The 22,480-nt window shown below is 28.7% G+C and carries 18 protein-coding genes; 12 read left to right on the plus strand and 6 right to left on the minus strand.

Annotated features, from left to right (window positions below; translation table 11 throughout):
- Position 1 precedes the first annotated feature (1 nt).
- On the minus strand, positions 2–583 hold the full coding sequence (gene ruvA / locus ABJG40_RS07775) for a Holliday junction branch migration protein RuvA (RefSeq protein WP_348024014.1): 582 nt from the start codon (positions 581–583) through the stop codon (positions 2–4).
- Positions 584–618: 35 nt separating this feature from the next.
- Positions 619–2,901, minus strand: a complete 2,283-nt coding sequence (locus ABJG40_RS07780; protein WP_348024015.1) for an NADP-dependent malic enzyme — start codon at positions 2,899–2,901, stop codon at positions 619–621.
- A 302-nt stretch (positions 2,902–3,203) separates the two neighbouring features.
- On the opposite strand from ABJG40_RS07780, the gene ABJG40_RS07785 reads away from it, so the two are divergent.
- Positions 3,204–5,675: a DUF5686 and carboxypeptidase regulatory-like domain-containing protein gene (locus ABJG40_RS07785; RefSeq protein WP_348024016.1), complete on the plus strand. Its 2,472-nt coding sequence runs from the start codon at positions 3,204–3,206 to the stop codon at positions 5,673–5,675.
- 9 nt (positions 5,676–5,684) lie between these two features.
- Positions 5,685–5,927 carry a MoaD/ThiS family protein gene (locus ABJG40_RS07790; protein ID WP_348024017.1) on the plus strand — a complete coding sequence of 81 codons (243 nt, stop codon included), beginning with the start codon at positions 5,685–5,687 and terminating at the stop codon, positions 5,925–5,927.
- Between the two features lie 4 nt (positions 5,928–5,931).
- On the opposite strand, the gene ABJG40_RS07795 is transcribed toward ABJG40_RS07790, so the two are convergent.
- Entirely contained in the window at positions 5,932–6,204 is a 273-nt protein-coding gene (locus tag ABJG40_RS07795) for a DUF3817 domain-containing protein (RefSeq protein ID WP_348024018.1), read from the minus strand.
- Positions 6,205–6,267: 63 nt separating this feature from the next.
- Here ABJG40_RS07795 and ABJG40_RS07800 point away from each other — a divergent pair, with 63 nt between their 5' ends.
- The gene (locus tag ABJG40_RS07800) at positions 6,268–6,690 is read left to right on the plus strand and encodes a molybdenum cofactor biosynthesis protein MoaE (protein ID WP_348024019.1); all 423 of its coding nucleotides are present in this window, start codon (positions 6,268–6,270) and stop codon (positions 6,688–6,690) included.
- A gap of 74 nt (positions 6,691–6,764) precedes the next feature.
- Here ABJG40_RS07800 and ABJG40_RS07805 read toward each other — a convergent pair whose 3' ends face one another.
- Complete coding sequence (locus ABJG40_RS07805; RefSeq protein ID WP_348024020.1) at positions 6,765–7,793, minus strand: COX15/CtaA family protein; 1,029 nt, start codon at positions 7,791–7,793, stop codon at positions 6,765–6,767.
- 92 nt (positions 7,794–7,885) lie between these two features.
- A complete protein-coding gene (locus tag ABJG40_RS07810) occupies positions 7,886–8,077 on the minus strand; it encodes a cold shock domain-containing protein (protein WP_348024021.1) in 192 nt (63 codons plus the stop codon).
- Positions 8,078–8,481: 404 nt separating this feature from the next.
- Between ABJG40_RS07810 and ABJG40_RS07815 the strand changes: the two genes are divergently transcribed.
- From ABJG40_RS07815 to ABJG40_RS07845, 7 genes are all read left to right on the plus strand, one after another.
- Positions 8,482–9,756 carry a ribonucleotide-diphosphate reductase subunit beta gene (locus tag ABJG40_RS07815; RefSeq protein ID WP_348024022.1) on the plus strand — a complete coding sequence of 425 codons (1,275 nt, stop codon included), beginning with the start codon at positions 8,482–8,484 and terminating at the stop codon, positions 9,754–9,756.
- A gap of 3 nt (positions 9,757–9,759) precedes the next feature.
- Positions 9,760–11,541 (plus strand): ribonucleoside-diphosphate reductase subunit alpha, encoded by a 1,782-nt coding sequence (locus ABJG40_RS07820; RefSeq protein ID WP_348024023.1) that lies wholly within the window; start codon positions 9,760–9,762, stop codon positions 11,539–11,541.
- Positions 11,542–11,902: 361 nt separating this feature from the next.
- Positions 11,903–12,214: a hypothetical protein gene (locus ABJG40_RS07825; protein WP_348024024.1), complete on the plus strand. Its 312-nt coding sequence runs from the start codon at positions 11,903–11,905 to the stop codon at positions 12,212–12,214.
- Between the two features lie 109 nt (positions 12,215–12,323).
- Entirely contained in the window at positions 12,324–14,087 is a 1,764-nt protein-coding gene (locus ABJG40_RS07830; protein WP_348024025.1) for a Na/Pi symporter, read from the plus strand.
- A gap of 7 nt (positions 14,088–14,094) precedes the next feature.
- Positions 14,095–15,432: a deoxyguanosinetriphosphate triphosphohydrolase gene (locus tag ABJG40_RS07835; RefSeq protein ID WP_348024026.1), complete on the plus strand. Its 1,338-nt coding sequence runs from the start codon at positions 14,095–14,097 to the stop codon at positions 15,430–15,432.
- A gap of 167 nt (positions 15,433–15,599) precedes the next feature.
- Positions 15,600–15,929, plus strand: a complete 330-nt coding sequence (locus tag ABJG40_RS07840; protein ID WP_348024027.1) for a hypothetical protein — start codon at positions 15,600–15,602, stop codon at positions 15,927–15,929.
- A gap of 12 nt (positions 15,930–15,941) precedes the next feature.
- Positions 15,942–19,379, plus strand: coding sequence for a T9SS type A sorting domain-containing protein (locus ABJG40_RS07845; RefSeq protein ID WP_348024028.1), 3,438 nt, complete (start codon positions 15,942–15,944; stop codon positions 19,377–19,379).
- 50 nt (positions 19,380–19,429) lie between these two features.
- Here ABJG40_RS07845 and dxs read toward each other — a convergent pair whose 3' ends face one another.
- Positions 19,430–21,202, minus strand: coding sequence for a 1-deoxy-D-xylulose-5-phosphate synthase (gene dxs / locus ABJG40_RS07850; protein WP_348024029.1), 1,773 nt, complete (start codon positions 21,200–21,202; stop codon positions 19,430–19,432).
- A 118-nt stretch (positions 21,203–21,320) separates the two neighbouring features.
- Between dxs and ABJG40_RS07855 the strand changes: the two genes are divergently transcribed.
- Both ABJG40_RS07855 and ABJG40_RS07860 read left to right on the plus strand, forming a co-directional pair.
- The gene (locus tag ABJG40_RS07855; protein ID WP_348024030.1) at positions 21,321–21,908 is read left to right on the plus strand and encodes a DUF6515 family protein; all 588 of its coding nucleotides are present in this window, start codon (positions 21,321–21,323) and stop codon (positions 21,906–21,908) included.
- A gap of 109 nt (positions 21,909–22,017) precedes the next feature.
- Positions 22,018–22,467, plus strand: coding sequence for a nucleoside deaminase (locus ABJG40_RS07860; RefSeq protein WP_348024031.1), 450 nt, complete (start codon positions 22,018–22,020; stop codon positions 22,465–22,467).
- Positions 22,468–22,480: the final 13 nt, after the last annotated feature.

Here is a 22,480-nt window from a genome sequence, read left to right on the forward strand (position 1 = left end):
ATTATAAGTTCTTTAAGGATAATTTTATTAAATTTTCTACAGAAGCATCAGGGTTTTCTTTTAAAATCATAGCTATAACTTTGTCTGCTTGTTTTTTATTAAAACCTAAAACTTCTAAAGCAGATAACGCTTCATCTTTGTTTGTATTGCTTGTAGATATAGAAACTTCATCAATATCAAACGTCTTTAAAATTGTATCTTTTAAATCTACGATAACTCTTTGTGCTGTTTTGGCACCTATACCTTTAACAGATTGTATTAAAGGTACATTTTCTGATGCAATAGCATGTTGTATTTCTTCTGATGTCATAGAAGATAGCATTGTTCTGGCAATACTTGGACCAACACCAGAGACAGAAATTAAAAGTTTAAAAACTTCTCTTTCAGTTTTAGAAATAAAACCAAAAAGTGTATGAGCATCTTCTCTAATAGATAAATGTGTGTATAGTGTAACAGCTTCTTCCTCTGGTAAGCTAGAAAAAGTATTTAAAGAAATGTGAAGTAAATATCCAACACCATTACAATCTACAACAACATCTGTTGGATTTTTTTCTATTAATCTTCCTCTAATTTGTGTAATCATGAAATGATTTTTTTAAGCTTCTAAAGTAATAAATTTTATTTGTTGTTTTTCTTTTCTTTTTCTTGGGCATCTACAGCTGCTAATGCTGCCATATTTACCATTTCATCTACACTTGCTCCTAGTTGTAAAATATGTACAGGTTTACTTAAGCCCAATATTACAGGTCCGATAGATTCTGCTTTATTTACTTCTTTTAATAGTTTGTATGTAATATTTGCCGATTCTAAATTAGGGAAAATTAAAACATTAACTTTTTTTCCATTTAGTTTAGAGAAAGGAAATTCTTTTGCTAGTAATTCTGGGTTTAAAGCAAAATCTGCTTGTAATTCTCCATCTACAACAGTTTCTGGAAAATTACGATGTAAATAAGATATAGATTCTCTAATTTTTTTAGAAGTTTCTGAGTTTGATGAACCAAAATTTGAAAAAGATACCATTGCCATATTTGGTTTCATACCAAACATTTTAACAAAATTAGCAGTCATTTGTGCAATTTTAACTAAATCTTTTGCAGAAGGATTTTCGTTAATGGTTGTGTCTGCTAAAAATAGAGGACCTTGTTTAGTTAGCATTAAGTTACTTGCTGCAATTTTTGTAATTCCTTTATCTTTTTCAATAAGTTCTAAAATAGGTTTTACAACAGTTGGGTATGGTCTAGAATACCCAGTAATTAAAGCATCTGCTTCACCTTCATTAACCAACATTGCTGCAAAATAATTACGTTCTCTCATTAATTTGTTTGCCTCAGTTAAGGTGCGCCCTTTGCGTCTTCTGGTTTTCCAGTAAGTTTCTGCAAAACGTTCTTTACGTTCAGTTTCTTCGTCGGTTTTTGGGTCAATTATTGTAACATCTCCAGAAAAACCAATTTCTTCCATCAATTCTAAAATAACATCTTTTCTTCCTAATAAAATTGGCACTCCAATTTTCTCTTCAAAAACTCTTTGTGCAGCTTTTAAAACGTCTAAATGATCTGCTTCTGCAAATACAATTCGTTTTTTATTACTTTTTGCTCTATTGTGTAAAAGTCTAATTTCTTTGCTTCCAGAACCAGATCTTTCCATTAATTGTTCACGATATTTTTCCCAATTTTCAATTGGTTCTAATGCAACTCCAGAATCCATTGCAGCTTTTGCAATTGCAGGAGGAATTTCGTAAATTAATCTAGGGTCAAATGGTTTTGGAATAATATAATCTCTACCATAAGCTAAACTTACCTCATCGTAAACAAGGTTTACTTGTTCTGGAACAGTTTGTTTTGCTAAGTCTGCTAATGCATGTACAGCAGCCATTTTCATTTCTTCATTAATTTTGGTAGCTCTAACATCTAAAGCGCCTCTAAAAATAAAAGGAAAACCAAGTACATTATTTACTTGGTTAGGATGGTCTGATCTACCTGTAGCCATAATAATATCTTTTCTTGTGGCAACTGCTAAATCGTATTCTATTTCTGCAACAGGGTTAGCCATTGCAAAAACAATTGGATCTTTAGCCATCGTTAAAAGCATTTCTGGAGAAACTACATTCCCCATAGATAAACCAATAAAAACATCGGCATTAACCATTGCATCATCTAAAGTGTTTAAATCTTTATCTGTTGCAAATTCTGCTTTTTGTGAAGTTAGGTTTCCTCTATCTTTTCTAATGACACCTTTACTGTCGCACATTACAACGTTTTCTCTTTTTACACCTAATTTTAGGTATAAACGAGTACAAGAAATTGCAGCAGCTCCAGCTCCGTTTACAACAATGCTTACTTTGCTAATGTCTTTTTCTGTAATATCGATAGCATTTTTTAATGCAGCTGCAGAAATTATAGCAGTTCCATGTTGGTCATCATGCATTACAGGAATGTCTAATTCTTCTTTTAAACGTCTTTCTATTTCAAAAGCTTCTGGAGCTTTAATGTCTTCTAAATTAATTCCTCCAAAAGTAGGAGCTATGGCTTTAACTGTATCTATAAATTTATCAACATCAGTAGTATCTACTTCTATATCAAAAACATCAATATCAGCAAATATTTTAAAAAGCAATCCTTTTCCTTCCATTACTGGTTTTGAGGCTTCAGGACCAATATCACCTAAACCTAAAACAGCAGTTCCGTTAGAAATTACAGCAACTAAGTTTCCTTTAGAAGTGTACTTGTAGGCGTTATTTTTATCTTTAGCAATTTCTAAACAAGGTTCTGCAACTCCAGGAGAATATGCTAATGCTAAATCGTGCTGTGTTGCATATTTTTTTGTAGGAATTACTTCAATTTTTCCTGGTTTTGGTTTTGCGTGATATAATAATGCTTCGTGTCTTTTTCTAGAATCGCTCATAAATTGTTGTTTGCAATGATTATAACAAACAAATATAGGCTTTTCGTTGAAAATGTTAATGATATATTATTACTTTTAAATGCTTTAAATTATTATTAATACTCGATAAAATTAAATTTATTTTTATATTCTATTTGGATTGATAAAAGCATTAATTTTTTTGTAATAAATTAAGTTTAGAGCTCTTTAGGCTTTATTTTTTTATTTAAAATTTAAGAAACTATTAAACGTTGTTTAACAAATTTTAAAGATTTGATTGTAACATAAACTTTATGTTTGCATCTATCTACCAAAACTAACCTATGAAAAAAATTACTTTTCTATTATTTCTTTTTATAACATCGTCTATTTTAGCACAGGTAAAAGGAAAAATTACTGACACAAAAAATACCCCTTTATCATTTGTAAGTGTTTATTTAGATAAAACAGTTACAGGTACAACATCTAATGATAATGGAGATTATATTTTAAACCTTTCTAAAAAAGGAAATCATACTCTTGTTTTTCAAATTTTAGGTTATAAAACATTAAAAAAGAATGTAAATATTACCTCTTTCCCTTTTCAATTAGATGTCTCTTTAGAAGAAGAAAATGTGCAGTTAGATGAGATTTCTATTTCTACAAAAGATAATCCTGCAAATAGAATTATTAGAAATGTAATTGCAAATAAAGACAAGAATACTGATAAGTTTGCAAAATATACAGCCAAATTTTATAGTAGAGGGTTGTATAAAATTAAAGATGCTCCAGAGAAGTTTATGGGGCAAACTATGGGCGATTTTGGTGGTGGTTTAGATTCTACAAGAAGTGGAATTATTTATCTTTCTGAAACAGTTTCTGAAATTAAGTTTCAAAAAAAACCTAAAAAGTTTAAAGAAAAAATTATTGCTTCTAAAGTTTCTGGTACAGATAATGGCATAAGTTTTAATAGAGCAGAAGATGCAAATATTAATTTATATGAAAATAGTGTAGAGTTTGGGAACGATTTGGTTTCGCCAATTTCTACAAACGCTTTTAGTTATTATAAATACAAATTAGAAGGTACTTTTTATGATAAAAACGGAAAACTCATCAATAAAATAAAATTAATTCCTAAAAGAAAAAACGATAGAGTTTTTAATGGCTCTATTTATGTGGTAGAAGATGATTGGGCAATTTATGGAGCAGATGTTTCTGTAACTGGTGCACAAGTAAATATACCTGTGGTAGATGTTCTGTATTTAAAACAGGGTTTTAATTATTCAGAAATTATTGATGCTTGGGTTTTAATAAGCCAGAGTATAGATTTTAAGGTAAATGCTTTTGGTTTTAAGTTTGATGGACGCTTTTCTTCTGCCTATTCTAAATACGATTTTTCACCAAATTATACCGAAAAAACTTTTACAAATGAAGTGTTAACTTTTGAAGAAAAAGCAACAGAAAAAGATACTGTTTATTGGAATAAACTAAGGCCAGTACCACTAACAATAGAAGAAATAAAAGATTATAAAATTAAAGACAGTATTAAGGTAGTTCGTAAGTCTAAAAAGTATTTAGATTCTGTAAATAAAAAACAAAATAAGTTTGGCTTACTTTCTCCAATTACTGGTTATACCTATAGAAATTCTTATGAAAAATGGTCTTTTTCTTACAATGGTTTACTAGGGAATTTTGGTTTTAATACTGTACAAGGTTTTAATACTTCTTTAGGTTTTAGTTATTTTAAAAGACAGAACGAAAAAGGAAAATGGTGGAATACAGGTGTAAGAGCAAATTATGGTTTTTCTGATAAACGCGTTAGACCTACTTTTTTCTTTACTAAAAAATGGAATAATATTTCTAGACCAAAAATGTCAATTTCTGGTGGTATTACAACAGCTCAATTTAATAGTAGCAATCCAATTATGGATTTAAACAATACAATTACATCTTTGTTCTATAGAAGAAATCATTTAAAAATTTACGAAAAAGGTTTTGCCAGAATTAGTTTTTCTGAAGAAATTAAAAACGGAATTTATTTTTCTTCTTCTTTAGAATATGCAAATAGAAAACCATTATTTAATACTACAAATTATTCTTTTGCAAAACAAAATAATACAGAACCTTACACATCTAACAATCCATTAAATACAGCAGATTTTGTAAATGCTGCTTTTTCAGAACATAAAATTGCAGCATTAAATGTAGGAGCAACTTTTATTTTCGGACAAAAGTATTTGTCTTATCCTGATAGTAAGTTTAATATTGGAAATGATAAGTTTCCAACGTTAAATGTTAATTATACTAAAAGATTTGGAGCTTCAAATTCTGAATTAAATTCAGATTTATTTATTGCAAGTTTAAGGCAAGATATAAATGCAGGGAATTACGGAAATCTATCTTACAACATAAAAGGAGGAATGTTTTTGAAAAAGAAAGATATAGCTTTTATGGATAAATTACAAGCAAATGGAAACCAGTTAGATTTTCCTTTAGATAGCCAGTTAAATAGTTTTGGATTGTTAGAATATTATAAATTTTATACAAATGATAAATATGCAGAAGCACATATAGAGCATAATTTTAGAGGAGCAATTTTAGGTAAAATTCCGTTGATAAGTAAATTAAATTTTCATTTAGTAGGTGGTGCAAAAACCTTATTAATGGCAGATAAGAAACCGTATTCAGAATATTCTATTGGGTTAGGTAATATTGGTTTTGGTAAATGGCGTTTTCTAAGAGTAGATTATGTAAAATCTTTTCATGCAGGAATTAAAAATGATGGTTTATTGTTTAGATTAAGTATGTTTAATTAATTTTGAAAAATGAAAATTAACGTACTTTTTTTTGGAATTACTACAGATTTGGTAGCAACTTCTAATTTAGAATTAGTGACTCCAGATGTTTTTTCTGTTCTCAGTTTTAAAAGTTTACTAAAAGAAAAATATCCTCAATTAGAAAACATAGGTTCTTATGCAATTGCTGTTAATGAAGAATATGCTTCAGATGAAATTATTTTAAAAGAAGGGGATGTTGTTGCAATTATTCCACCAGTTTCTGGTGGGTAAAATATTATCTTAAATATTTTTTATCAACATAGAAAGTTCCAAAAGGGATAATAGAGCAAACTAAAACTATTCCTAAAGTTTTATTGTTCCAATTCATTTCTTTTTTAATCATAAAAGCTAAAACTACATATAACATAAAAAGAATTCCATGAGGCATTCCTAACATTTTTACATATTCAGGGTTGTCTTGTAAATATTTAATAGGAGTTGCAATAAATAAAAGTAATAGATAAGAAATCCCTTCTAATAAACTTACGAATCTAAAGATGTTTTTCATTTTTATGAAGTATTAAAAAATTGATAGCAAAGATACATTTTGAATTGTTATTTTTGTTGAACAATGCAAAGAACTTCGATAAAAATTACATCAGAAAAATTAAATTTACAAGAATGTTACAATTTTGTAGAAGATGATTCTTGTGGTGGTATTTCTGCTTTTGTAGGTACTGTAAGAAATGATACTAAAGGAAAAGAGGTAAAACAATTAGATTTTTCTACCTACAAACCAATGGCAATTAAAGAAATGCAAAAGATTGCAGATTTAGCTTTAGAAAAATTTGATATTAAAAAAATAGCCATTCATCATGCAGAAGGCATGTTGCAAGTTGGTGCTATTCCTGTAATTATTACAACTTCTTCAAAGCACAGAAAAGCTGCTTTTGAGGCTTGTGAATTTGCAATTGATACTTTAAAAGAAACTGTACCTATCTGGAAAAAAGAATATTTTTCTGATGGTGAAGTTTGGGTAAATGCGCATCCTTAAAAATTAAGTTTAAGAGTTGAAAGATTTGTAACTTCTAGTAATTTTTAAGAAGTTAAGAAAAAACATTGTATGCTCTACTGAATACTATCAATTTTTTTCTTGCTCTGTAACCATAAATAAAACTGCAATCCAAATAAAATAGCTCCAGATAATAAATGTATTGCTTGGGTTCCTAAAGGAAACTCTGCATAATACATTAAAATACCAGTAATTGTTTCTATAAAGATTAATAAGACAACCCAATTTAAGAGTTTGTATCCTAAGTTTTTTATTTGATTTAAATAAAACAAAGCAAAGTTTACTAAAACAATTGCAATTGTAAATGATCTATGAAAGTAGAATTTAAAACTAGGATTCATTAAGCTATAGTCTTTATTTTCGAAACCAAATAGTTTTACTTGTTCGTCTATAAATTGTCTTACCTGTGTTCCCATTGCAATTTGTATTAAAGAAAAAAGAACAGAAACAATTAGTAATTTGTTAAAAATAGTATTGTATTTAAAAATCTTTTTTCTTTCAGAAATCACAAAATTTAGTTGTAATAAAAGTGCAATTATAAGTAAGCCAATAACCATATGAATGGTAATAATTGTGGGTTTTAAATTGGTGTCTACAACTGTTTTTCCTAACCAAGCTTCAACCAACATTAAAAAGAAAGCGCTAAAAGCTAATATTGGAATCCTTTTATCTTTTTTCCAAAATTTTGCTGCTCCATAAATTAAAAATAAGAAAACAAAACCTGCTATTACTGAAGAAAGCCTATTAATATATTCTGTCCAGGTATGGTATTTATTAAACTTTGCGTAATCGTGTTTTGTGTAGTTTTCCCAATTACTTTTATTAAAAGTAGTAGTTGTTTTAATGTCTTTTTCTGCAACAAATAAAACTTCATCCTTAATAATAATAAAGCCTTTTTTAAATTCAGTATCTGGTTTCCAGGTAATTTGTTCTTCAGAAGTTGGCGGAATGTAGTAACCAAAACATTTTGGCCAATCAGGACAACCCATTCCAGAACCAGTCATTCTAACAACAGAACCTGCTAAAAAAATTATATAAACAGATATAATAGCAATTTTAACGGTTTTAGCAAATGTAATTTTCATTAAAAAAAAGTTTCTGCAAAAATAAGGCAAAAAAAAGTCGCTTAAAATATTTTAAGCGACTTGTTCTTAGTAAATGATCTAAAAATTTTTATTTAGATAACTCTAACGTCTACTGCGTTTAAACCTTTTCTACCTTCTTTAAGGTCAAATTCTACTGCATCACCTTCTCTAATTTCGTCAATTAATCCAGATACGTGTACAAAGTACTCCGTTTTTGAATCATCTTCAGTTACAAATCCAAATCCTTTAGACTCGTTGAAGAATTTTACTGTTCCGTTTTTCACTTTAATAAATAATAAATTGTTAATAATACTACAAATATAAGATTATAAATGTTTGGTTTTACAAAATTAGCCGTAATTATAAGGTTTTGTTTAAAAAGAAGCTTAAAAAAGCTATTTTTTTAAATTTAAAAAAGAATAAATAATCTCTAAAACAAGTTTTTTTAAAGTGTGTTTTAAGAATGTCAGTAAAAATAGTAGTTGTAGCGATTTTGTAATAGTAATTAATTGGTAATCAAATTATTAAAAAACTAATTTTTTAAGCTTAAAAAAACGAAATTGACAAATATGTTAAAAACTTTAAGGGATTTGTGAATAAGTATGACTTTCATTTTGGAACAAAAAAAGCAATCTTTGTAATGTTCGTTTTCTACGAATAATTAACCTTCAAATAACATCAAATCACTGTGGAAATTACTCAAATCATTAAAAGAGATTCAGAAACTAGTACTTTCGAGTTAGATAAAATCACAAATGCCATTGAAAAAGCAATGCTTTCTGTTAATAATGGTAGTAGAAAAGATGCAATTGCAATAACTAATATTGTAAACGGAACTTTATTAGAAAGAAAATTAAATGAGCCTCATTATGTTCCTACAGTAGAGCAAGTACAAGATATTGTAGAATACAAATTAATGGATAGTCCTTTTCATGATGTTGCAAAGGCATATATTTTATATAGAGATGAACAAACGAGAAGTAGAAAGTTAAATATTTTTGAAAAAAGGTTGAATTTAAAACCTTATGATTATCCTGCTTTAAACGAGTATGTAGATGCAATTAGACACTCGTATTGGATTCATACAGAGTTTAATTACACAAGCGATATTCAAGATTTTAAAGCAACACTTACAGATGTAGAAAAAAATGCTATTAAAAATACCATGTTAGCAATTTCTCAAATAGAAGTTGCAGTAAAAACTTTTTGGGGAGATATTTATAAAAAAATGCCAAAACCAGAAATAGGTTCTGTAGGTGCTACTTTTGCAGAAAGTGAAGTTCGTCATCATGATGCATACTCTCATTTATTAGAAGTTTTAGGGCTAAATAACGAGTTTAAAAACTTAAAGAAAAACCCAGTAATAATGAGGCGTGTTAATTATTTAGAAGGCGCTTTAAAAAATGTGAAAAGTGAAGACAATAAAGAGTTTTCAGAATCTATCATACTGTTTTCTCTATTTATAGAACACGTATCTCTATTTTCTCAGTTTTTAATTATTATGGCTTTTAATAAGCATAAAAATGTTTTAAAAGGGATATCAAATGTGGTTGAAGCAACTTCTAAAGAAGAGCAAATTCATGGAGATTTTGGTATTGACTTAATCAAAATTATAAAAGACGAAAATCCAGAATGGTTTGATGAAGACCATAGCCTATTAGTGCAAGAAACTTGTAAAGAGGCATATGTTTCTGAAAGCAAAATTATCGATTGGATTTTTGAAAGCGGAGAACTAGATTTTCTACCTAAAAAAGTAATAAAAGAATTTATTAAAAACCGATTTAACAACTCTTTAGAAAGCATTGGTATACCAAAAGTATTTGATGTTGATGAAGCGTTGGTAGCAGAAACAGATTGGTTTGATGATGAAATAATTGGAACCAAACACGGAGATTTCTTCGTTAAAAGATCTATTAACTACAGTAAAAGAACTAAAAGTATAACAAGCGACGACCTATTTTAAACTATGAACCAAAACACCACAAAAACCACTGAACAACTTACTGAGCACGAGCAACTAATTCAAGCAAGAAACAACGCTAGAAAAGAAATATTAAAAAACAAAAACGAACCCGAAATAACATGGCTAACAGAAAATAGTCGTAAATTTTTAGAATCGGGTTATTTAACAGGAAACACAACCCCAGAAGAAAGAATTCGTGAAATTGCAGATAATGCAGAGCGTATTTTAAAAATTGATGGTTTTTCTGATAAGTTTTACAAATACATGGCAGCTGGTTATTTTTCTTTAGCATCGCCAATTTGGTCTAACTTTGGTAAAAAAAGAGGTTTACCAATTAGTTGTTTTGGATCTCATGTAGCAGATGATATGGGAGATATTTTATTCTCACAATCAGAAGTTGGTATGATGTCTAAACTAGGAGGTGGAACTTCTGGTTACTTTGGTAAATTACGTGAAAGAGGAGCAGATGTAAAAAATAATGGTTCATCATCTGGTTCTGTTCATATAATGCAATTGTTTGAAAAAATGGTTGATGTAGTAAGTCAGGGTTCTGTAAGACGTGGTCGTTTTTCTCCATATTTACCTGTAGATCATCCAGATATTAAAGAGTTTTTAGAAATAGGTACAGAAGGAAACCCAATTCAAGAATTAACGCACGGAGTTACAGTTGGTAATGATTGGATGCAAGAAATGATTGATGGTGATGTAGATAAAAGAAATATTTGGGCAAAAATATTACAAAGAAGAGGAGAAATTGGGTATCCATATATTCTTTTTAGAGACAATGCAAATAATGGAACAGTAGATGTTTACAAAGACAAAAATCTTGAAATTTATGCAAGTAATCTTTGTACAGAAATTATGTTACCTTCTAATGATGATTGGTCTTTTGTGTGTTGTTTATCATCTGTAAACTTATTACACTATGATAAGTGGAAAGATACAGATGCAGTAGAAACACTTACATACTTTTTAGATGCAGTAATGCAAGAGTTTATTACCAAATTAGAAGTGTATAAAGATTCGCCAAATAGAGACGATCAGTTTACATTTAGATTTATGGAAAAAGCGTATAATTTTGCAAAAGATAACAGAGCTTTAGGTTTAGGAGCTTTAGGATGGCATTCTTTATTACAATCTAAAATGTTAGGTTTTGATAGTGCAGAAGCGTATTCTTTAAATAGTGAAATTTTTAAGGTGATAAAAGAGAAATCTTATAAAGCATCTGAAGAAATGGCTAAATTGTATGGAGAACCAGCAATCTTAAAAGGTTATGGAAGACGTAATACAACGTTAAATGCAATTGCACCTACAACTTCATCAGCATTTATTTTAGGACAAGTTTCTCAAGGTATTGAGCCAATTTGGTCTAATATTTATGTAAAAGATATTGCGAAGATAAAAACAACAATTAAAAATCCGATTTTAGAAAAATTATTAGAAGAAAAAGGATTTAATACATCACATATTTGGAAAAGTATTAGAGATAATGATGGTTCTGTATTACATTTAGACTGTTTAACTGACGCAGAAAAAGAAGTGTTTAAAACCTATTCAGAAATAGATCAAAATGTAATTGTATATCAAGCAGCAAATAGACAAAATCATATAGATCAAGGGCAGTCTATAAATATTATGGTACATCCAGATATGCCAATTAAAGATGTAAATGCAGTATATGTAAATGCTTGGAAATTAGGTGTAAAATCTATGTATTATCAACATAGTATGAATGCTGCACAAAAATTTAAACAAAAGAAAGAATGCGCTTCTTGTGAAGGATAAATTAATAAATTAAAAGTGATAAAGAGAAGTCTTTTGTGCTTCTCTTTATTATTAATATCTTAAAATAAAATTGCTGAGGTAGTAAAAACGAGGCATAAAAAAAGGGAAATATAAATATCGCCCCTTGGTTTTTTTAATATTTTTTGGATCCGACCCCAATTATATTATAAAACAGAGAAGAAGAGTTAACCTCAACTCCATTTTGTTACTTCAAAAGTACAAAACTAGATTCTTCTTACCAAGTTAAATGTTTATATAAACAACTTATAATTTTAAAACGCCTGTTATGAGTGGGATTTTTAGAGTTAAAATCTTATTAACACATAAAATATAAATTGTTGATAAGCTAATTTTTATAAATATGAATAATAAAATATTTAAAGAAGCAATTAATAGTAAATTAGTTGTAAACATGACATTTAATTCAGTAAAAAAAGGAGTTTTAACTAGAAGGTGTGTTCCATTTGATTATGGACCAAGTAGAAGGTTTAGAGATAAATCTCAACGATACCATTTTTTAGTTTTAGATGGACCAGAAGGAAGACATAACCTTTCTATTTTACCAATACAAATTGTAAAAATAGAATTAACTGACGTTCATTTTGAACCTTCAAAATTCATTAAATGGAAACCAAAATGGTTTATAAAAAGAAATTGGGGAGTTTATTCTTAATTTAAATTTAAAGTTAATAAAAAGAGAAGTAGAAATACTTCTCTTTTTTATTTATAAATAATATCTTTATGTTTACATAATCTTTGTAAAACATAGTTGCGATTTTAAGATGATTAAAAAAATTCTATTTACTTCTTTCTTAGTTATACTCGCTATAATTCTTTTTTTCAATCCAAATTTTAAAACAATAGCAGCAGGTGTTGCTGTGTTGCTTTTTGGTATGATTATGTTAGAAGAAGGTTTTAAGGTTTTTACAAAAGGACCTTTACAGAATTTTTTAAAAAATGCTACTAATAAATTATATAAAAGTATTAGTGCAGGAGCTTTGGTTACAGCTTTAGTACAATCTAGTTCGTTAGTTTCTGTAATTACAATTTCGTTTATTAGTGCAGGTTTAATAAGTCTTTCAGGAGGTTTAGGTTTAATTTTTGGTGCAAATATTGGTACCACTGCAACTGCTTGGTTAGTAGCTGGTTTTGGGTTAAAAATTAAAATTTCTGCTTTGGCAATGCCAATGTTAATTTTCGGACTTATTTTTTCTTTTAAAAAGAATGTTACTTTTAAAGGAATAGGAAATGTTTTAGCGGGTTTAGGTTTCTTCTTTCTCGGTATTCATTACATGAAAGAAGGTTTCGACTTTTTTAAAGATTATATAGATTTAACTCAATTTGCAGTTTCTGGGTTTTTAGGAGTCATTATTTATGCAGGATTAGGAATTGTTATAACCACAATTTTACAATCTAGTAGTGCCACTTTAGCTTTAATTTTAACTGCTCTTGCGGCAGGACAAATAGAATATCAAAATGCTTTAGCACTTGCAATTGGTGCAAATGTTGGAACTACAATTACTGCTGTTTTAGGTTCTTTAAGTTCTAATGCAGCAGGAAAAAGATTGGCAGTTGCACATTTAATATTTAACTTTTCTACAGGTTTAATTGCTTTAGTGTTTATATTTCCATTAGCAAATTTTGTAAACTATTTATCAGAATTTTTAGATTTTTCAGAAACAGATTTTACATTAAAACTTGCTTTGTTTCATACAATTTTTAATGTGTTAGGAGTTCTAATAATGATTCCATTTATCAGCAAATTAGAAAAATTCTTATTAAAACTTTATAAAGAAGATGAAAATAAAGGAATAGATGTGCCAAAATATTTAAATGAAGCAGTTTTAGAATTTCCAGGATCATTAATTTCTTCTGTTTTAAATGAATCTAAATATTTATTTAAAAATGCAATTTTCGAAATTATTGCTCATGCTTTAAATATTCATAGAGATGACATTAAATCTGATATAAAGATTAAAAAAATAATAAAAAAATCAGAGATTCAAATAGAGGTAGATGTAGAAGAATTATATTACAGTAAGGTTAAGAATATTTATGGTGAAATTATTAGTTATGTAACCAGAGGTCAGCAAGATCTTAAGCTAACAAAAAAACAAAGTGATAGATTATCAGAATTAAAATTAGCCAATAGAAGAATGGTTGAAATTATTAAAGATACAAGAGAGTTAGAAAAAAATGTAACGCTGTTTTTAGAGTCTGATAATCATGAAATAAAAAAAGAATACAACAAGTTTAGAAAAAAAGTTGTTAAAGTACTCAGGGTTATTTATTTGTTTCGTAAAAATGAAGAAAAAGAAGAATACTTTAAACAATTAATGAAATTAAAGAAAGAGGCTAAAATCGCTTTGCAAAAAGACAATAAATCTATTGATAGATTGATAAGAAAAAATTTAATCACTATAAATATGGCATCATCATTAGTAAATGATAACGTAAATGTAAATGATTTAATAAAAAAATTAATACAGGTTGCAGAATTGTTATATTCAGAAAAAGATGTAATCTTAGAAAACGGTAATAAATAAAAGAACAATGAACTGGGAACAACTCCTTTCTTTAAAACGCTTTGGCGATACAAAAAAACGCCTTAGAGCATCACAAGATGAAACACGTTTAGGTTTTGATGTAGATTTTGACAGAATTATATTTTCATCAGCATTTAGAAGTTTACAAGACAAAACACAGGTAATTCCATTATCAGAAACAGATTTTGTTCATACACGTTTAACACACAGTTTAGAAGTTTCTGTTGTAGGTAGAACTTTAGGAAGAAGAGTAGGAAAAGTGTTGTTAGAACGTCATTTAAATTTACAAGAATTAGGTTATACTTTTAACGATTTTGGAGCCATTGTTGCTGCAGCATCTGTTATGCATGATATTGGGAATCCGCCTTTTGGACATTCTGGAGAAAAAGCAATTGGAGAGTATTTTAAAACAGGTAAAGGTTCTAAGTACAAAGAGCAATTAACAGAAAAAGAATATCAAGATTTAGTAGATTTTGAAGGAAATGCAAATGGCTTTAAAATTCTTACAGAAACAAGAGATGGTGTGTCTGGAGGTTTACGTTTAAGTTATGCAACTTTAGGTGCATTTTTAAAGTATCCAAAAGAAAGTCTCCCAAAGAAACCAACAAACCATATTGTAGATAAAAAGTATGGCTTTTTTCAATCTGAAAAAAGTGAGTTTTTAGATGTTGTAGATGATTTAGGAATGAAGCAAAAATCTACTTCAGCAGTCTCGTTTTATAGACATCCTTTAGCTTATTTAGTAGAAGCAGCAGATGATATTTGTTACACAATTATTGATTTTGAAGATGGTATTAATCTAGGTTTAATAGAAGAGGAATTTGCTTTAGAATACATGATTAAATTGGTAAAAGATACTATTGATAGTAAAAAATATCATTCACTTAAACACAAAAAAGATAGAGTAAGCTATTTACGAGCTTTAGCAATAGGTGTGTTAATAAATGAAGCTGTAGATATTTTCTTGGATAATGAAGAAGCTATTTTAAATGGAGCTTTCGAAAAATCTTTATTAGATAAATGTAAATATGAGGCACAAATAAACGATATCATTAAAATTAGTGTTGATAAAATTTATCAAAGCAAAGAAGTTGTAGAAAAAGAAGTTGCTGGTTATAGAATTATAGCAGATTTGTTAGATGTTTTTGTTACTGCTTTGAACAATAAATTTGATGAAACTCCATCAAATTACGATAAATTGGTTTTAAACTTATTACCAGATGAGTACAAAACAAATACAACTAATTTATACGATAGAATCATGCAAGTTTGTAGCTATGTTTCAAGAATGTCAGATAGTTACGCAATAAGACTACATAAAAAATTAACAGGAAATATAATATAATAATGATAAATTAACATTATTTTTGACAGATTTTTCTCATTTTTTAGAGTTTAAGTCATATTTTAGATAAAGTACCATAAATAAAAAAATACATGTTAAGAAAACTTACGCAATTAATATTATTATTAATATTCTCAAGTTTATTTTTCTTTTGTAAAGCTAAAACTATGCACAAAAAAAATCAAGAAGAAGAAAAACTTGTAACTTTTCAAGAAGAGAAAGTAATAAAAAAAGTTTATAACCAAGAAAAGACGTTACTTTTAGTTTTAGAATATAAAGTTGATGGTAATTTACCAACTATTTTTAAATACAAAGTTATAGATGTTAAAACAAAAGAAGTAAAAAAAGAAGGTATCTTTGTTGGAGTCAAAATAGAATGGTATGACAACGAAAGCTTAAGATGTTTTGTACATAAAGGAATTATTGAAAAAACTGATAATGACTTATCTAAAGAGAAAGAAGTCAGAAATGATTATATTATAATAAAAATAAAATAATAAAAATACAAGATGAAGAAAAATTACTCACTATTATTAATAATATTTATACTTTTTGTTTTTGTTTCATGTCAGCAAAACGATAAAACGATTACTTTAAAAAAAATTGAAGCAAAGAAAACGATAAAAAAAGATAAAAAGGGTATTGAACATATAGCAGACTATCAAAATCAAATTAGAAAAAGATTAGGTGCCGAAAATAACACCTATGAAAAAGGGTATTTGATAACAGAATATAACAAAGCAAAACAAGCCTTATTTGCTAAAAAATCATCTACAGTTTCAATTGTTTCTGTTTTTACAGAAAGAGGGCCTTTTAATGTGCCAGGTAGATCAAGGGGAATTGCAATTGATCCTAACAACAAAAATAGATGGTACGTTGGTTCTGTAGGGGGAGGTGTTTGGTTAACTGAGGATGATGGATTAACATGGTCTAACCTTACAGATTTTAAAATACCTAATTTATCAACTTCGACAATAGTAATTAGTGAAACAGACCCAAATACTTTGTATGTAGGTACAGGAGAACCTTTTGGAAGCCTTGACGCAGTGGGAGGTGCTGGGGTTTTCAAAACAATAGATGGGGGAACTACTTGGCAGCATTTAACAAGTACAACTACATTTGGAAGTATTGGGAGAATTATCATAAACCCAGCTGATAAAAATCATGTAGTTATAGGTACAACAACAGGAATTTATTTAACAACAGATGGAGGAGTTAATTGGTCTCCTAGGTATGTTTCTTCAAACGCAGTTCAGGATTTGGATGCGGATCCATCAAACTTCAATATTCAATATGGTTCTGTAAATGGTATAGGAATTGTTAAAAGTATTGATGGTGGGTTAACATGGACACTTGTTTTTGATAAGCTTGATTATAATTCAAATCACAGTAGATTTGAAACTTCAGTTTCTCTTGCAGATCCAAATACTGTTTTTTTAAGTGTTTTTAGTTCTGAGAATGCAACCGTAGGAGTTAATTCAGATTTTTATGTTTCAAGAGATAAAGGGGTTACTTTTACAAGTTTAGGTACAGAAGGAAGTGCTTCAGATGCAAATTTGCTGACAGGGCAAGGGTGGTATAACAATGTTATTATGGGACACCCTTATAATGCTAATGTTTTTTATGTTGGTGGTGTAGCAATATTTAAAGTAACTATTAATGGAGATAAGTTTACATTTACTTCAATAGCTTCTGGATATGATGAAGTTCAAATTAATTCAGACGTACACGTTGATCAACATGGGTTATTTTCAAATTTAGGGTCTAATCAAGAATTTAGAATTTTATTAGCAAATGATGGAGGTGTATATAGCACAACAATGAACCAGAATCCTGGTGCTAATGCAGGAAATTGGACTAATGCAGTAAAAGGGAAGAATAGCACACAGTTTTATGGTGCAGCAAAACAAAATGGAGAAGATAATTACTTAGCTGGTGCGCAAGATAATGGTTCTTGGATAGCTTTAGACAATAATGCTGACAAAAATAAAGATTATATAGATGTTTTAGGAGGAGATGGTTTTGAGGCTATCTGGCATTATAATAAACCACAAGATTTCATAGTTACTTCTCAAACTAATTATATTGCAAGATATGTTAATTTTAGTGGAGCATTAGCAAATTTTTCTGAGTCTAGTGATAGTTCAAAATCTCCATTTTACACAAAAATAGCTAATGCAGATAACAACCCAAATGTGGTTTTTGCGATTTCAAGTAGTGGTGTTTGGCGCTCAACTAATTTCGCTGAAACATGGAATTTAACACCTATTACAAGTGGTTTTACTCCAGGAGCAGTAAGTGCTTTAAATGTAAAAGTATCAACAGCAGATCCTAACGTCATATGGGCTGGAGCAGCAATGACTGAATCAGGGAGTTATTCCTTGTTTGTTTCTAAAGATAATGGTGAAACATTTTCAAAGACTAATACCTTTACTAGCCCTGAAGGAGGACATAATTATTATATTTCAGGGTTGGGAACTTCACATATAGATAAGAATAGAGCCTATGTACTTTTTTCTTCACAAGGAGCTGCCAAGGTTTTAAAGACAGAAAATTTGGGTGAAAGTTGGACAGATATTTCAGGTATTTCCAATAATCAAAAGAGTGGATTCCCTGATGTTGCAGTGCACAGTATTTTAGAAATGCCTTTTGATGAAAGAGTTATTTGGGTAGGTACGGATATTGGTATTTTTGAAACATCAACGGCAGGTTTGAGGTGGAGTTTGGTTACAGAATTCCCTTCAGTAGCTGTTTATGATATGAAAGTTGTAAACGATCAAGTCGTAATTGCTACTCATGGTAGAGGTATTTGGTCCGCTACTATACCTGAATTAAATTCTTATATTTTACCAGCTTATTTAACATTTGCAGAAGTAACTACAAAACAAAAAGGAATTGATAGTAGAAAGATAATTGTAAGTTATAAAGTACCTACAGATAATGTTAGTAAAATCAAATTTTTTATTGATGATATTGAGCAAGCTGAAATCATTCAAGATTTTAGTTCAGATTTAACATACACATATGAAACTAATGAATTATCTGAAGGGTATCACAAGTTAGGGGTTCAAGTTTTTGACGAAACAAATAATTTACAAACATCAATAAAAAATCAAGATTTTGTAGTTATTGATTTTGAAAATTCAGATTCAAACATCACTATTTCTGATTTTAAGGATACAGATGTATTTGTTTATGATTCAGGTTTCAAGGTGGATGATTTAGATGGACAAGTTTCGGGTAATGTATTAAATAATATGGATCATCCTTATGAAAATAATAAAACTTATACTGCTGTTTTAAAGAAACCACTAACTATTTCTGAGGGTAATAAAAATTTCTTTTATGAAGACTTAGCAATAGTAGAACCTTATACGGATAGTTTAGCAGACATTACAAAGTTTTATGATTACGTAATAATAGAAGCTTCTACAGACTTAAAAACATGGAAAACACTTGATAAATATGATGCCAGGAGATTTCCAGAATGGTTGACTGAGTTTAATAAAGGAGGAGCAGCTTCTGCAAGTGATGCTTTATTTAAAACTCAGAATATAATATTAACAGATAAGGATTTTTCTGTTGGAGAAACAATTGTGATTAGATTTAAATTAGTTTCGGATCCGGGAGCAAATTCATTTGGATGGGCAATAAGATCAATAAATACTGCTGTAGCATCAATAGACAATGTTTTATCAGATAAAAAAGCTTTTACAGTTTATCCAACAATTTCTGATGGTAGTTTTACCATTTTTGCCAAAAATACTTTAGGAAAATCAAAAATGAGGATTTTTAATATTAATGGAAAACAAGTATATAATTCTAATTTAGATTTCAATTCTAATGAAAAACAAGAAATTTCCGTAAGTTTAACGGCTGGAGTTTACATTGTTAATTTGCTTGATGAAAACAATAAAAAATCTTCTAATAAAATTATAATAGAATAGCTTTTAAGAAAGATGTTACAAATAAAAAAGACGCTTTTTAGCGTCTTTTTTTATATTAATAATTTAAAATGATTTGCTAAACTATAAGCGTCTAAACCTAGTTTTAAATGAAGTCTAAAAACACTTCCATGTTCAATAAATTTATCAGGGACACCTAAAATTTTAATTTTGTTCAGATATTTATTTTGTGAAGCAAATTCTAAAATAGCAGTTCCAAAACCACCTTTTATGGTGCCATCTTCTACTGTAAAAATAAGTGTATGTTTTTCGAAAATTGTATGTAATAATTTTTCATCTAAAGGGCTTACAAAACGCATATCATAATGAGAATAATTAGATGAATTCTCAATTAAATTTAATGCTTCAGATACATTTTTTGCTATTGTACCTATAGATAGAATTGCTATTTTATGTCCTTTTTTTAAGCAAATACCAGTTCCAGTATCTATTTTTTTAAAAGGTTGTTTCCAATCTATAATAGTTCCTGTTCCTCTTGGGTAACGAATTGCAATTGGTTGTTTTAAATCCAATTGAGCTGTATATAAAATGTTGCGTAGTTCAATTTCATTTCTAGGAGCAAAAATAATTAGGTTTGGTATGCATCTTAAAAAAGCTAAATCAAAAACACCATGGTGTGTTGCCCCATCTTCTCCAACCAAACCAGCTCTGTCTAAACAAAAAATTACTGGTAAGTTTTGTAAAGCTACATCATGAATAACTTGATCGTAGGCACGTTGTAAAAATGTAGAATAAATATTACAATACGGAATTAAACCTTGCGTTGCCATACCTGCAGCAAGCGTTACAGCATGCTGTTCTGCTATACCAACATCAAAAGTTCTTTTTGGAAATTTTTCTAACATCAATTTTAAGGAACTTCCTGTTAACATTGCAGGTGTAATACCAACAATCTTATTATTCTTAGAAGCTAATTCTACAATGGTTTGTCCAAAAACATCTTGATATTTGGTGTATAAACTTTTCTCTCTTTTTTTTCTTTTTCCAGAAATTTTATCAAATTTTCCAGGAGCATGATAGGTTACTTGGTCTTCTTCTGCTTGTTGTAGGCCTTTACCTTTAGTAGTAATTACATGCAAGAATTTTGGTCCTTTTACAGATTTTAATCGTTCTAACTCTTCTAATACTTTTGGTAAATCATGACCATTAATTGGACCTGAATAATCAAAATTTAAAGCTTTTATAATATTATTTTGAACAGCTAATCTTTTGTCTGTTTTAACCTTTGTTAAATATTCTTTTAAAGCTCCAACTGAAGGGTCAATTCCAATGGCATTATCGTTTAAAATGATAAGTAAATTTGCATTTGATACTCCTGCATGGTTTAGTGCTTCAAAAGCCATTCCACTAGCAATAGAAGCATCTCCAATTACAGCAATATGATGTTTTTCTGTTTCATTTTTTAGGTTAGCTGCAATTGCCATTCCTAATGCAGCAGAAATAGAAGTTGATGAGTGTCCAACTCCAAAAGCATCAAATTTGCTTTCTTTTCTTGAAGGAAAACCAGCAATTCCACCAAATTGCCTATTGGTATGAAAAATGTCTTTTCTACCGGTTAAAATTTTATGTCCATATGCTTGATGACCAACATCCCAAACTAATAAATCATTTGGAGTATCAAATAAATAATGCAATGCAATTGTTAATTCTATAACTCCTAAACTGGCACCTAAATGTCCTTCTTTTGTGGCAATAATATCTATAATAAATTCACGTAACTCCTTTGCCAATTGGGGTAGTTGACTAGGGTTTAGTTTTCGTAAATCTTCTGGATTTGATATGTTTTCTAACAAGTTTTTTGACATATTGTAAAAATACAATTTAAGATGGTATTTTATTAATAAAATGTTAAAATAGAAATAATAATTAAACTAAATATCTTTTTAAAGGTCATATTAATGAACAAACAAAAGACAAAAAATTATGAAAGCAATGATTAAAACAATGTTAGTTGTAGCTGTTATTATTGGCTTATCAACAGATGGATATTCTCAAAAAAGAACAAACAATTCAACTAAAAAAATAACAAAAACTTCTAAAAAAAATAACAAAGTAAAAACAATTAAAAGAACCAATGTTGTTTATAAGAATCAAAAAAGAAAAGTAACTACGATACGAAGTTTACCTAAAGCTACTAAAATTATTAAAAATAATAATAGAAATGTATATTATGCAAACAATAGTTTTTATGAATTAAATGGTGGAAGATATTTACCAATAGTTCCAAGAGTTGGGCTAAGAATAAGTAGATTACCAGTAGGTTTTAGAACTATAAATTATAATAATAGAAGATTTTACACATATAAGGGTGTTTTTTATATTCAAATAAATAATAGTTATGAGGTTGTAAATCCTGAAGTAGGTACTATTATATATCAATTACCTTCTGGAGCAGAAAAAGTAACGATTAATAAAGAACGTTTTTACGAATTCAATAATATTTTGTATGAAAAAATACAAATAAACGGAACAAGAGCTTATGAAGTTGTAGGTATGATTGAAATTAATTAATATAGAATAATCTATAGCGTCTAAAATCATCAATAATTTACTATTCTTTAGTTTTTATTGATGATTTTTTTATTAAAACTTCATGTATATTTGTCATAAAAAGCTGTGTATGATTACTCCTTTTGACGATGTTTATTTTATGAGAAAAGCTTATCAAGAAGCAGAATTTGCTTTTGATAAAGGTGAGGTTCCTGTTGGAGCAATAATTGTTTTTAAAGACCAGATTATTGCAAGAGCACACAATTTAACAGAAACGTTAAATGATGTAACTGCACATGCAGAAATGCAAGCATTTACTGCAGCAGCAGATTTTTTAGGTGGTAAGTATTTAAAAGATTGTGTGTTGTATGTAACATTAGAGCCTTGCCAAATGTGTGCAGGGGCAAGTTACTGGACACAAATTGGTAAAATTGTTTATGGAGCATCAGAACCAGAAAGAGGTTTTAAAAATTTAAAGACTACTTTACATCCAAAGACAAAAGTAGTAGCAGGCATTTTAGAAAACGAATGTTCACTATTATTAAAACGGTTTTTTATAGAAAAAAGAAACCTAAATTAATGGGTAACTGTTA

The organism is Polaribacter sp., from assembly GCF_039939415.1.
Classification (GTDB): Bacteria; Bacteroidota; Bacteroidia; order Flavobacteriales; family Flavobacteriaceae; genus Polaribacter.